The organism is Salinisphaera sp. T5B8, from assembly GCF_040361255.1.
GTDB lineage: Bacteria > Pseudomonadota > Gammaproteobacteria > Nevskiales > Salinisphaeraceae > Salinisphaera.
Genome location: NZ_APNG01000005.1, coordinates 42,481 through 55,628 on the forward strand (window position 1 = coordinate 42,481; position 13,148 = coordinate 55,628).

The 13,148-nt window shown below is 64.3% G+C and carries 11 protein-coding genes; 4 read left to right on the forward strand and 7 right to left on the reverse strand.

Translation table 11 applies throughout. The features are described 5' to 3' along the window. Nucleotides 1–137 precede the first annotated feature (137 nt). The 3 genes from T5B8_RS05885 to T5B8_RS05895 form a co-directional block, all read right to left on the reverse strand. Entirely contained in the window at nt 138–1,034 is an 897-nt protein-coding gene (locus tag T5B8_RS05885; protein ID WP_353177044.1) for an NAD(P)-dependent oxidoreductase, read from the reverse strand. Between the two features lie 78 nt (nt 1,035–1,112). Next, the gene (locus T5B8_RS05890) at nt 1,113–1,991 is read right to left on the reverse strand and encodes a DMT family transporter (RefSeq protein WP_353177046.1); all 879 of its coding nucleotides are present in this window, start codon (nt 1,989–1,991) and stop codon (nt 1,113–1,115) included. Between the two features lie 55 nt (nt 1,992–2,046). Then, nucleotides 2,047–3,297 (reverse strand): dienelactone hydrolase family protein, encoded by a 1,251-nt coding sequence (locus T5B8_RS05895; RefSeq protein WP_353177048.1) that lies wholly within the window; start codon nt 3,295–3,297, stop codon nt 2,047–2,049. Nucleotides 3,298–3,433: 136 nt separating this feature from the next. On the opposite strand from T5B8_RS05895, the gene T5B8_RS05900 reads away from it, so the two are divergent. The 4 genes from T5B8_RS05900 to T5B8_RS05915 all read left to right on the forward strand — a co-directional run bounded on the left by T5B8_RS05900 (nt 3,434) and on the right by T5B8_RS05915 (nt 8,326). Next, a complete protein-coding gene (locus tag T5B8_RS05900; protein ID WP_353177050.1) occupies nt 3,434–3,856 on the forward strand; it encodes an antitoxin Xre/MbcA/ParS toxin-binding domain-containing protein in 423 nt (140 codons plus the stop codon). After that, nucleotides 3,853–4,566: an RES family NAD+ phosphorylase gene (locus T5B8_RS05905; RefSeq protein ID WP_353177052.1), complete on the forward strand. Its 714-nt coding sequence runs from the start codon at nt 3,853–3,855 to the stop codon at nt 4,564–4,566. The genes T5B8_RS05900 and T5B8_RS05905 overlap by 4 nt, the downstream gene beginning before the upstream one ends. A gap of 137 nt (nt 4,567–4,703) precedes the next feature. Beyond that, nucleotides 4,704–6,899: a TonB-dependent receptor gene (locus tag T5B8_RS05910; RefSeq protein ID WP_353177053.1), complete on the forward strand. Its 2,196-nt coding sequence runs from the start codon at nt 4,704–4,706 to the stop codon at nt 6,897–6,899. Beyond that, the gene (locus tag T5B8_RS05915) at nt 6,896–8,326 is read left to right on the forward strand and encodes a PepSY-associated TM helix domain-containing protein (protein ID WP_353177055.1); all 1,431 of its coding nucleotides are present in this window, start codon (nt 6,896–6,898) and stop codon (nt 8,324–8,326) included. The genes T5B8_RS05910 and T5B8_RS05915 overlap by 4 nt, the downstream gene beginning before the upstream one ends. Here T5B8_RS05915 and T5B8_RS05920 read toward each other — a convergent pair. From T5B8_RS05920 to T5B8_RS05935, 4 genes are all read right to left on the reverse strand, one after another. Further along, nucleotides 8,323–8,877, reverse strand: coding sequence for a response regulator transcription factor (locus tag T5B8_RS05920; protein WP_353177057.1), 555 nt, complete (start codon nt 8,875–8,877; stop codon nt 8,323–8,325). The two genes, T5B8_RS05915 and T5B8_RS05920, sit on opposite strands and share 4 nt — an antisense overlap. Then, nucleotides 8,874–10,130, reverse strand: a complete 1,257-nt coding sequence (locus tag T5B8_RS05925; protein ID WP_353177058.1) for an ATP-binding protein — start codon at nt 10,128–10,130, stop codon at nt 8,874–8,876. The genes T5B8_RS05920 and T5B8_RS05925 overlap by 4 nt, the downstream gene beginning before the upstream one ends. 152 nt (nt 10,131–10,282) lie before the next feature. Next, nucleotides 10,283–11,185 (reverse strand): DMT family transporter, encoded by a 903-nt coding sequence (locus tag T5B8_RS05930; RefSeq protein ID WP_353177060.1) that lies wholly within the window; start codon nt 11,183–11,185, stop codon nt 10,283–10,285. Beyond that, the gene (locus T5B8_RS05935; RefSeq protein ID WP_353177062.1) at nt 11,185–13,044 is read right to left on the reverse strand and encodes an ABC transporter ATP-binding protein; all 1,860 of its coding nucleotides are present in this window, start codon (nt 13,042–13,044) and stop codon (nt 11,185–11,187) included. Before T5B8_RS05935 ends, T5B8_RS05930 begins: the two co-directional genes overlap by 1 nt. Nucleotides 13,045–13,148: the final 104 nt, after the last annotated feature.

Consider the following 13,148-nt stretch of genomic DNA (forward strand, 5'->3'; position numbering starts at 1 on the left):
GGTCCGCGACGCCGATTTCAGTTACTTCGATCTCGCGCTTTGATGCCTTATTTGCGCTTCTTGGCGTTCATTTGCGGACAGCATGCTTGTATGAACGCGGCCGACCTCATACACAATTAACGCTATTCCTTGGCGAGTCAAGAACGCTCCCGCGAACGGTCGATACGCGCGCGTTTGGCCGCGTATTCGGCCAGGGCACCCCAGTCCTTGTCGCCGTCGCCGTTGGCAATGATCTCGTTGAGGCTGTCTCGCACCACGCCGCCCAGCGGCAGCGGTACCTGACGATCGTTGGCGGCCGACAACGCCAGGCCCACATCCTTGTTACCGAGTGTGGCCGGCATGTTCGCCGGCCGGTATCTGGATTCGCGAATCAGGCCTGCATAGCTTTGATAGCCCAGACACGCGAACAGTGTGTTGGTGACGATATCCAGGAACTTGCCCGTGTCGATGCCGTAGACCTCGCCCAGGGCACAGGCTTCGCCCATGGACTCGATCGCCACCGCCAGCATGAAGTTGACCTGGATCTTCACCACGTTCGCCATTTCGGCCGAATCGCCCACCGGCCAGACCTTCTGGCCGATTTTTTCCAGCAGCGGGGTGGCGGTGTCGATCGCCTGTTGATCGCCAGCCGCCAGAATATTGAGTTTGGCGGCAGCAGCCACATCGGCTCGACCCATCACCGGTGCCGCAACATAGGCCACCCCGTGTTCGGCGTGCAGAGCCGCCATGCGCTTGGCAAATGGTACGGAAACCGTGGCCATGTTGACGTGGATCGCGCCGTGCTTCATCGCCGCCAGCGCGCCGGATTCCACCGTCACCTGTTCGCAGATCGCATCGTCGGCGAGCATGGAGAACACGACGTCGGCATCGGCCACCGCGGCCGCAGGTGAATCGGCGGCCTGTGCGCCGGCTTCGCGCAACGAGTCCACCGGGGCCTGCGAACGGTTCCAGACGGTCAGGTCCGCGCCGCCGGCCAGAAGGTTGCGGGCCATGGGCGCGCCCATGGTGCCGAGCCCGAGAAAAGCTGTTTTCATGAATCGCTCCGAGTCAGGACGAGAAAGGCGTCATACGCTATCACGTGCATGATGCACGGAGTATCGCGATGGGCTTGGCTAGGTTTTGGCCGCCGGTCCACTTCGACTGGCAATCGCCACACCGGCCACGGCCACGCCCATGCCGACGATCTGAAGCGTATTGAGCGTTTCGTCGAACAACAGATAGGCGAGAATCGCGACCACCGGCGGCACCAGATAGAACAGTGAGGCCACGCTGGCCACCGAGCCGCGGCGGATGAGAAACAGCAGCAGCGAAATCGCGCCTACCGACAGCCCCAGCGATGACCACAGCAAGCCGGTCCAGGCCTGCCAGGTCATCTCGAAACGCCCGCTTTCGAGCCAGAGCACGACCGGCGCGGTGACGATGGTCGCGCCGATGAACTGTACGGCGGCGTTGGTGCGGATATCGGCTGCCGAGCCGGTGCGTTTTTGCCAGATGGTGCCTAGCGTAATCCCGAACATGGCGGCGAACACGGCCAGCAGCGGGGCGGCGCTGATATCGGCCATATCCACGGCCAGACGCGGTTCCAGCACGAGTAGTGCGCCGCCAAAACCCAGGGCGATGCCGAGCCATTTGCGTATGCCCACCGTTTCGCCCAGCAGCGGGAAGGCCAGCACCGCGGTGAGCAGCGGTTGCAGGCCCACCACGAGCGCAGCGATGCCGGCGGGGAGTCCGTCATTGACTGCCCAGAACACCCCGCCCAGATAAATACCCTGTAACAGCACGCCAGCGACCAGTGCGTTCGTCCAGGCGCGCAGACCGCGCGGCCAGGGCGCGCCCACCGCGATCGCGATTACCGCAAAGGCGGCAATCGTGAGCAGATAGCGATAACACAAAAAGGTCAGTGGATCGGTATAGGGCGCGACCAGCCGCGCGGCGATGAAGCCGGTCGACCAGATCAGTACGAACAGCAACGGTAGGGCACGGGCGAGCATTACGGCGCTCCGGTCGATTCAGGGCGACGGCGATATGGCGCGCGATGTGCCGTCATCAGTCGAGATCGGCACTGGTGGCCCAGTTGGGCATGAGGTCGTTGCTGGGCTGTTCCTTGTCGAGCAGCTTGTGCGCGGTTTCCACCCCGGCAATCGGCAAACCAGTCGGGTCGAGCTTGCCGATCTGGACCAGCAGCGAGGCCTGATCCCAGTAGATATGCTCGTTGTAGAGCTTGTTACCACGAAAGGTCACGATCGCCACGAAAGGAATCTCGACGTATTTTCCGGTGGGCTCGATACCCGGCAGCAGCCAGTCGATTTCGCAGTCGTGGGTAAAGCACAGCACGAATTCGTCGACCATGCGGTCCACGCCCACCGTGCGCGAAATCGGCTTCATCTGCAGGTCGGCCGGGTTCTTCGGGATGAAGTGGTGCTTGTAGAAGCGTTTGAGATAGTCGTGGCCGGTGCCGCCGGTCATGGTTGGGACATGGTTCACATAGGGCTCGGCGACCATGGTCTTCATGGTTTCGTCGACGTCGCGGGCCGCGAATTCCAGCTCGAAGTGATGATCGGCCAGGGCGGCCAGGTCGTAGCGCGGGCCGAGGGCGGCGCGCAGCACACCCAGCGTGCGCGTATGCGCCAATCGGGCCGCGCCCGGGTTGTAGTGGTCGTTGCCCCAGCGGTTGAAGGCATGATCGGCGTTGTCGTAGACGAAGATCTGCACGTCCGGGTTGCCGGCAAAGACGCTGCGGATCTTGTCGATCGTCTCGGGCGGCGAGAACTTGTCCAGGCCGCCGAAGTGCAACGCCATCGGGCAGTCGATGGCCTCGGCCAGGTGCAAAGACTCGTCGATACCCACGCCGTAGTAGCCGACTGCACAGTCCACATCACACTGGGCGGCCGCCAGATAGGCGAGCTTGCCGCCCAGGCAGAAACCGACGACGCCCACATCGCCACGACCGGGTTCGGCGACGACTTCGTCCAGCGCCCGAGCGGCGGCCACGGTGGCGGAGATATCGGCCATGGTGCGTTCGATATCCAGATTCTGGAAATAGCCGAATGCCTGTTCGAAGTCCTCGGGGGCGTAGCCGAGTTCGATATTCGGTTCGAACTGATGAAACAGGTCCGGCGCGATGGCGACATAGCCTTCCTCGGCATAGAAATCGCACACCTCGCGAACATGGCGATTCACGCCGAATATCTCCTGCAGCACGATTACGGCCGGGCCGTGGCCGGCTTCGGGAAGGGCGCGGTAGGCGTCGAAACGGCTGCCGTCCGGGGCATCGATCTGAATAGTGTCGGCACTCATAAATACTGTCTGGCTCATGCAACGGGTGCGCATTATCGAACAGCGGCGGATCGAGGCCAAACGTGGCGCCGGCATGGAAAGTATCAAATGATCATAAAATAGTATAAAGTGATCATATGATTAATCGGAGTCGGTCATGACATCTGCTGCTGTCCAACAGGCCGCCCCGGGCGATATTCACGACGCCGAGCTGCGGCGGCGGGTCAGCCCCGGGGCGTTGCGCACTTGGTTTGCGATCGCCACGCAATGGGGCCTGACCGATATTCAGGCGGCACGCCTGCTGGGCACGCCGGTGAGTACCTACCGGCGTTGGAAGCGCGCCCCGAATATCACCCTCGACGTCGGCCAGATGGAGCGTTTGTCGCTACTACTGGGTATCTACAAGAGCCTGGAAATGCTGCTGCCGCGTGCCGATGCGGCCGATGGCTGGATCAAGCAGCCCAACCACAACCCGTTGTTCGGCGGCAAGACCCCGCTGGAGCGCATGCTTGCCGGGCATATCGAAGATCTGGCCGTGGTACGGCGTCATCTCGATGCCGAGCGGGGCGGTTGGGCATGAGTGGGCTGGCTGTCGACGATTTCGCGCGCCGGCGTGTGCGCTGGCAGCCCAGCTATCGGCTCGTGCCCTCGCGGTTTCCGCCGCGCGGATTGTTCGATCGTGTCGCCGACGCGGCCGATCTGGAAGCCACTTTCGCGGTCGAGTCGCTCACCAACGACCGTCTGCGCGACGAAGTCGGCGAGCTGTCGCGGGTGCCGGTCGACGAGCGTATGACCGGCCCGGGCGCGACGCCGGTGATGGCGGCGTTCACCCACGTCAATCCGGCTGGTTCGCGTTTTTCCGACGGCAGCTTCGGCGTTTTCTATGCCGCGAAGAGCGAAGCCACCGCGGTACGCGAGACGGTGTTTCATCGCGAGCGGTTTCTTGCCGATAGCCAGCAGCCGCCGATGACCATCGAAATGCGGGTCTATCGGGTCGATCTCGACGGCGATCTGCGCGACCTGCGCGGCGATCGACCTGCCGCCCTGCCGCTGCTCGATGGCGACAGCTATGCCCAGTCGCAGCGCTACGGGGTGCAGGTGTATATGGCCGGCGAGCCGGGCATCGTCTATCCCAGCGTGCGAGATCCCGGCGGCGAATGTGTGGCCGTCATGCGTACGCCGGTACTCGCCCCCGCGGTTCAGGGCCGGCATTTCGGCTATATCTGGGACGGCGCGCGGATCACCGATGTGGTCACCCTCGGCGAAAGCGGGATCACACCCCACGGTTGAGCTGCGTGCGGCCTTAGCGCCGCCCGCGTTTTTTCGAGCCATGACAGTCGTTTGGCACCGTGCTGCGACAATTTGCCTCATGGGCAATTGCCCGGGCCGCCCCTAAGCTTGCCGTCGCTTGCTCAGGGGAATGATTCATGCGGATTCGTATTGCCGCGGCGTGGCCGCGTGTGGGTTTTCTTGTGGCTTTGTCTTTCAGTGCAGCGCCGAGTCTGGCCCAGCCCGATAATGCGGCAGGCGAGACGCTCGCGCCGTTGACCATCGAAGACAGTGCCCTGGTGCCAGCCATTGCCGGCGAAACCGAAGTCAGCAATCGCCTGAATCTCAGCGCCGAGGAATCCCCGGCCACGGTCGATACGCTCACAAGCGACACCATGCAGCGCCGCGGACTGGCCACGTTTACCGAAGCCGCGCGCACCTTGCCGGGCGTGACCGGCGGCAATATCCCGGGTTCGCCCGCATCGTTGTCGATGCGCGGTTTGCCGCGCGGCAATGTGAACTACCTGTTCGATGGCATGCGCGCGGCCGATTCGGAACTGGTGGTGCGCGATTTCGATACCTTCAACTTCGAGCGTATCGAGATTCTCAAGGGCCCGGCCTCGGTGTTGCACGGCGACGGCGGCCTGGCCGGCACAGTGAATCTGGTCACCAAGAAACCCACGCTCGAGGCCAACAGCGCCGAAGCGATGGCGAGTGTGGGCAGTTTCGATACGCTGCGTGCCGGCATCGGCGGCAATCGCGTGCTCTCGGATCGGGTTGCGGTGCGCGCGGATCTGTCGCATCGCCGCTCGGAGGGTTTCATCGACGACAACGACTCGCGCACGACCCAGCTCACCACCGGCGTGCTGTTCCAGGCAACCGACCGGCTGTCGCTGTCTGCTTCTTATGACTACTTTCGTGACCACTATGCGGCGTCGTACTACGGCGCGCCGCTGGTAGGCCGTGCAGTGGCCCGCGATCCCGCCGATATCGTCAGCGCGCCGGGCGATCTCGTGCTCGACAAAGCCGAGCGCGATACCAACTACAACCCGCGCAATTCCGTGATGGAATCGGACAGCCACTGGCTGCGCACACGCGCGGCCTACACGCTTAATGATCGGTGGGAATTCATCAACGAACTGGCCTATTACACGGCCGATCGCAACTGGGTGGAAACCGACAGCTATACCTTCAATCCGGCGACCGGGCTGCTGGATCGCTCGACCGGACGGATCGCCCACGATCAGGATTTCGTCAGCGAACGCGCCTATACCCACTTCGACGGAGAACTGGCCGGCCATCGCAATCGCTTCGCCGTCGGTGGCGAATACAAACACAGCAATTTCACCACCCCGCGGCGTTTCGGCAGCGCGACGTCGGTGACTGTCGCCGACCCGGATCGTGGCCATGTGCCGGGCGATAGCGCGGCCAACTTCGCCACCCGCGTGAACTACGACAGTCAGGTCGATACGGTCGGCGTATTCGCCGAGAACGCGCTCAACCTCACCGACGAATTCATCTTCGTGGCCGGCGTGCGCTACGAACATATCGATCTGGATCGGCGTATCGACGACCTGGCCGCCGATACGCGCACGACCTTCGGCCGTTCGTTCGATCCGGTGTCCTGGCGTGTGGGGGCGGTATATGAACTCAGCGACCGCGATCAGCTCTATGCCCAGTTCAACCATGCGGTCGCGCCCGTTGGCAGCCTGCTGCTGTCGAACACCGCGCGCGCGGAGTTCGATCTGTCGGAGGGCGATGCCATCGAAATCGGCCTGCGTAATCGCTTCTGGGGCGACCGCGCCACGCTGACCACATCGCTCTACCAGATCAAGCAGAACGATATCCTCACCCAGGACCCCAACAACCCGCAGCAGACGGTGCAGGGTGGCAGCCTGCAATCGCGCGGCGTGGAACTGGATCTGGGTCTGGTCCTGACCGAGCGCTGGCAGCTGGATGCCAATCTCGCCGTGCTGGATGCCGAATACGCCCGGCTTTTCGATGGCAGCGGACGCAATCTGTCCGGCAACACGCCAGTGAACGTGCCGGAGCACGTGGCCAATCTGTCCAGCTATTACACACTCGCGCAACTGCCATTCACCGTGGGCGCGGATGTGCAGCACGCAGGCGATTTCCATACCGATACGGCCAATACCATTCGGGTCGACGGGCATACGGTGTTCGGGGCCTGGGTGAGCATGCCGCTCGATACCTTCGGCGCAGACGGCACGCTGACCCTGCGCGGGCGCAATCTCACCGATGAATTCTATGGCGAGTGGTCGGGTTACAGTGCGAGCCAGATCTATATCGGTGCGCCGCGCAGCGTGGAGCTGGCCTGGACGGGCGCGTTTTGAGCGTAACCGATCAGCCAGAGGCGACGGCGCGCGTATCGAAAGTACGCCCGGTTGGGCGCTGGTATGCGACCGTTTGGCGCTGGCATTTCTATGCCGGCCTGGTGGTGGCGCCGTTTCTGCTGATCCTGGCCGTGACAGGCGCGATCTATCTGTTCAATACCGAGCTCAACGATGCGATCTATCCGGATCTGATGTTCGTCGACGGCAGCGGCCCGACGATGCCCGCCAGCCAATGGGTCGCCAGCGCCGAACAGGCCTTTCCGGGCGCTACCGTCACGCGAATCAATATGCCGACCGCCCTCGGTCGCAGTGCGATGCTGTTCCTGACCCCGGCGCAGGGCGCGCCGCGGCGCGTATTCGTGGATCCGGCCACGGCCGCGGTGCTGGGTTCGTTCGTCTATGAACGCACGCTCGTGGGCATTGCCGATACGGTGCATGGGTCGCTCATGCTCGGCTGGGTGGGGGATGCGCTCGTCGAACTGGCGGCCTGCTGGGCGGCGATTCTGATCGTGACCGGCCTGTATTTGTGGTGGCCACGACGCCGCGGCCGGGCGGGCGTGTGGTATCCACGTCTGGCGGCGCGCGGCCGGCGTTTCTGGCGCGATCTGCATGCGATTACGGGAATCTATGCGGCGGCGCTGATTCTGTTTCTGATCTTCACTGGCTTGCCCTGGGCCGGTATCTGGGGCGGTCAGCTGTTCACGCCCGCCGTCGAAGCCCTGGGCCTGGGGTATGCCGGCGCCCGCACGCCGCCGACGTCGGCGGCCGAGGCACCGCGAACCACCCCGGCCGAACGCGGCCGCGGCACGCCCTGGGTGCTGGAAAACGTGACCGCGCCGATGTCGTCGGGCGGGCATGAACACCACGGCGGTGCCATGCCACGCGATGAACGCCCGCTGCCCGCGCCCGATATTGGCGTGGATCGCGTTCGTCGGATCCTTGCCGAACAGGGCCTGGCCGAGGACTACTGGCTCATGCTGCCCGCCGGTGCCACCGGCGTGTACAAGGCGCAGACGTATCCCGATCGCCCACAGGGGCAGCGCACGTTATTCATCGACCGCTACAGGGGGGCGGTGCTGGGCGATATCACGTTTAGCGATTACGGCGTGGCGGGCAAGGCCATCGAACTGGGCGTTGCCCTGCATATGGGGAATTACTTCGGACTGGCCAACCAGCTCGTCATGCTCGCCACCTGCCTGGCGATCGTCATCCTCGTGAGTACCGGTTTCGTGATGTGGTGGCGTCGTCGCCCGGCCGGCGGCCTGGGTGCGCCGCCGCGGCGCGCACCGATCCGGTTGCGTTATCTGGGCGTGATCATGATCGCCATGGCCGTGCTGTTCCCGCTCGCCGGGGCCAGCCTGATTGCGGTCCTGATCGGGGACCGCTTGTTTCAGATGCTGCGGCGCGGCGCGCCCGTGCCGAGCTAGTACCGCACCGGCTTCTTGTCGAGCTTGCGCTGCAGGGTCCGCCGATGCAGACCCAGCGCACGGGCGGCTTCCGAGATATTGCCCTCGTGCTCGGCGAGTACGCGCTGGATATGTTCCCACTCGAGACGCTTGAGTGACATGCGCTCGCCGGGATCGTGCTCGGGGCGGTCGTCGGCCTCGCCGGCCAATGCGGCGAGCACGGCCGGCGCATCCACCGGTTTGGCCAGATAGCCGGCCGCGCCGCGCTGCATGGCGGTCACCGTGGTGGCGATACTGGCATAGCCGGTCAGCACGATGATTTTCAAATCGCCCACGCGTTCGCGCAGTGGCTCGATCAGCGCCAGTCCGGAGGTATCGCTGCCCAGGTTCAGATCGAGCAGGGCATGGCTGGGTTGCCATTGCGTGGCCCGGGCCAGCGCGCTGTCGCCGTCATGGGCAATCGCGGTTTCGATTGCGCGGCGGCCAAGGGCGCGTGCCAGTGTGGCGGCGAATACATGATCGTCGTCGACGATGAGTACGCGCATGGGCGTTGTGTCGGTGTTCGATTTCATATCGACGCAAGCGGCAGGAGAAGTCGGGTACGCGTGCCGCCTTCGGGCCGGCGCCTGAGGCTGATTTCGCCGCCCAGACGTTCGAGGCTGACATGCGACACGATCAACCCCAGGCCACGGCCATCGTGTTTGCTGGAAAAACGCAGCCGGCCGGCGCGGGCGGTATCCGTATCGGCAATACCGGTGCCCTGATCGTCGATAACCACCTCCAGCCGATCGGCATCGCGTCCGGCCGCGATGTCGACCCGATCGCTGGCGTTGGCCTGCGATGCGTCGGCGGCGTTGTTAAGCAGATTGGTCAGCGCCTGGCCGAAGGCGGGCTCGTCGGCGAGCCTGGCCGAGTCGAGGTCGGGGCTGATCGATAGCGGCGCTTGCATATCCGGGCGCATGAGTCGCCAGCGTGCAACGATATTTTCCAGCGCGCCGGTGACGGCGACGGGCCGGGATGCGTCTTCGGCGGGCTCGGCCACGCCCAGCAGCTGGCCGATTTGATGACGACACAGCGCCAGTTGCTGGTCGAGCGTCGCCAGATCGGCTTGCAGTGATGTATCCGCAGCCTGGGTGTCGCGCAGTTCGGACACGATCACGGCCATGGTCGACAGCGGCGTGCCCAGTTCATGCGCCGCGCCTGCGGCGAGCGCGCCGATGGCCGTGATCTGTTCGTTGCGCAGCATCTGTTCGCGTGCGTCGGCCAGGGCGCGATCCCGCTGGCGTACGGCCGTGGCCATACGGCCGATGAAGATTACCAGCAATGCCGCGCTGACGACGAAGCTCGCCCACATACCCAGCACATGCAGGGCGAAATCGCCGTGATGGGCCATCGGCTGGGCGTAGAAAAAACGCAGCAGTAATACGGTATAGGCACTGGCCGCGAGGACCGCGACCAGCCAGGCACGCCGGCGCGGCAGGGTGGTCGCCGCGATCGCGATCGGCAACAGATAGAGGGAAACGAAGGCGCTGGCCGAGCCGCCGGTACAGACAAGCCAGGCAGTGAGTGCGGCCACGTCGAATAGCAGATGGGCCAGCAGTTCGGCTTCGGTGGCCGGGCGCGTGCGGCGCAGGCTCCAGCCAATAAGCAGATTAACCCCGGCGACGACCGCGGTGACGGCGATCAGCGCACGGCTATCGAGGCTGATTGTTGCCAGCGCGGGCGCGGCGGCCACGGCCAGCAGTACGCAGGCGATCGCGGCCCAGCGCAGCCAGTACAGCCAGGTGAGCAGACGCAGGGGCGTGAGTTTGAACACAGTCTGCATGGGCAGTGTTGCCCTGTGCCGGGCGCTGCGGCGAGCGGGCCTCGGGCATGGATTCGGGCGCCAGCCCGCCATGATAGCGGCTGGCCCGACGTATCGGTATGTCTGCGACAATCGGTCGCAGCCGGGATCATGTGTCGGGCCAGCCTGCCGCGTTAATAAGAACGCCCGGCGCGTTCGGCCAGAGTAATGCCGCCGAGTACCAGGCTCAGTGCCACCACATGGAACAGGTGCAGGCTTTCGCCGAGCAGAACCACCGATAGCAACGTCCCGAAAATGGGCACCAGATTCAGAAAGACGCCGGCGCGGTTGCCGCCGATGAGCTCGTTGCCGCGAATGAAGGCGGTCTGGGCGATCAGGCCCGGCACCAGGGCGGCGAATGCGACCACCGCCAAACCGACTGCATCCGGCCAGATGATCGTGCCGCGGGCGTATTCCCAGCCCGCGAAGGGCAACGAACCGAGCCAGGCGGTGGCCGAAATCACGGCGATGAAGCTCAGCCAGTGCATGGGCGGTTTGATGCGCAGGGCGGCGGTATAGCCGCCATAGCAGGTGATCGCGACCAGCATGAGCGCATCGCCGCGATTGAGATCCAGCGCGAGTAAACGCGACAACTGGCCGCCCGATACGATCAGCGCCACCCCGGCCACGGTAATCACGAAACCCAGCAACTGTCGGGCGGTAATGGTTTCGCGCAGCACCAGAAAATTGAGCGCGAAGATCACGCCCGGCATGCCGGCCTGTTCGATGACCACGTTGATCGCGCTCGTATGATTGAGTGCGCTGTAGAGGGCGGCGTTGAAACCGGTAAAACCGATCGCGCCGTAGGCGAAAAGCAGCGGCATATGGCTGCGAATCACCGGCCAGTCCTGTTTGAGATGCGGCCAGGCGAACGGCAGGGCAGCCAGACCGGCCAGCCCCCAACGCAAATGGGTGAGCAGCAACGGGCTGATATGGCCGACCGCGAATTTTCCGGCCACCGCGTTCAGCCCCCAGGCCAGCGTGGTGGCAACGAGCAGCGGATAGGCCAGTGCGGCCTTCGATGCGAACGATCGCATTACGCCGTATGCGTGCGATTTTCGGGTGTGACCTGTTCGGCGAGAAAGCCGCCGGATTGCATCTGCCACAGACGCGCATACAGCCCGCCCGCGGCCAGCAGCTCGGCATGCGTGCCGGCCTCCACGATCGCGCCCTCGTCGAGCACGATCAGCCGGTCGAGTTCGGCGATGGTGGACAAACGATGCGCGATCGCGATGACGGTCTTGTTTTCCATCAGACGATGCAGGTTGCCGGTAATGGCCGCCTCGACTTCGGAATCCAGCGCCGAGGTGGCCTCGTCGAGCAACAGAATCGGCGCGTTCTTGAGCATGACGCGGGCCAGGGCGATGCGTTGACGCTGGCCGCCGGAGAGCTTCACGCCGCGTTCGCCCACCATTGCTTCCAAGCCGCGCCGGCCCTGGGCATCCACCAGATCGTCGATGAAATCGCGTGCCTGGGCGGCAATCAGCGCGGCCTCGACTTGCGTATCGCTGGCCTCGGGCCGGCCATAACGCACGTTGTCGCCCACCGAACGGTGCAGCAGGGCCGTGTCCTGGGTGACCATGCCGATATTCGCGCGCAGCGAAGCCTGAGTCACGTCGGCGATGTTCTGGCCGTCGATAGTGATACGGCCGGATTCCACATCGTGAAAGCGCAGCAGCAACGACAACAGCGTGGACTTGCCGGCGCCGGAACGCCCGACCAGACCGATCTTTTCGCCAGGCGCGACGGCAAGCGAAAAATGCTCGATCACCCCAGAACCACGGCCGTAGTGAAAGCCGATATCGTTGAACGCGATCGCACCGTCGTGCACCACCAGCGGTTTGGCCTCGGGCGCATCCACCAGGGCCCGGCTTTTCGAGAATGTCGCCATGCCGTCGCGCAGGGTGCCGATATTCTCGAACAGCTGCGACACCTCCCACATGATCCACTGCGCCATACCATTGATACGCAGCACCAGACCCAGCGCGGCCGCGACCGCGCCAGCGCTGATCGCCGCCGATTGCCACAGCCCGATACCGAGGGCGGCCACCGCAATCAACAGCAGCGAGTTGAGCAGATACAGGCTGGCATAGAAGCCGTTGATCTTGCGCATCTGCGCATAGACCGTGCTCAGAAACGTCTGCATGCTCTGGCGGGCGTAGTCGCCTTCGCGCTCGGTATGGGCGAACAGCTTGACCGTGGCGATATTGGTATAGGCATCGACCACGCGCCCGGTCATTGCCGCGCGCGCATCGGCCTGACGCTCGGCCACCCGGCCCAGGCGGGGCACGAAATAGCGCAGCAGGGCGATATAACCCGCCAGCCAGAACACGAACGGTATCGCCAGGCGCCAGTCCGCACCGGCGACCAGCACCACGATGCCGGTGAAATACACCGCCACGTAGAGCATCACGTCCAGGAACTTCATCACCGTTTCGCGCACGGCGAGTGCGGTCTGCATGAGCTTGGTGGCGATGCGCCCGGCGAACTCGTCCTGAAAGAAGGTCAGCGACTGGCCGAGCAGCCAGCGGTGGACCGTCCAACGAAAACGCATCGGAAAATTGCCGGATAACGCCTGAAACGTTACCAGCCCTTCCACGAACACCAGCAGCGGCAGAACCACGAGTATGACCAGCGCCATGCCGGTCAGCGCCAGGGCGTTGTCGGCCACGAATGTCTCGCGCGGCGAGTTGGCAAACCAGTCGACGATATGCCCGAGAAAGGCGAACAGCGAGACTTCGATCACCGAAATGGCCGTGGTCAGCACGGCCATGGCCACCAGCAACGGCCACACCGGCTTCGCATAGAAGGCGATATAGCGCAGCAGACTGTCGCGCGGTGGCGTGCGCGCCTCGTCGGGAAAGGGTGCGACCAGGCGTTCGAACAGACCAAACATGGGCGAACGGGCGACCAGCGCCGGATTACGAAAGGCGCGCCAGTCTAGCGTATGCCTGGCCGGCGGGCAGCCGGGGCGGGTCGAAGCGGCGGTCTTGATGCGGA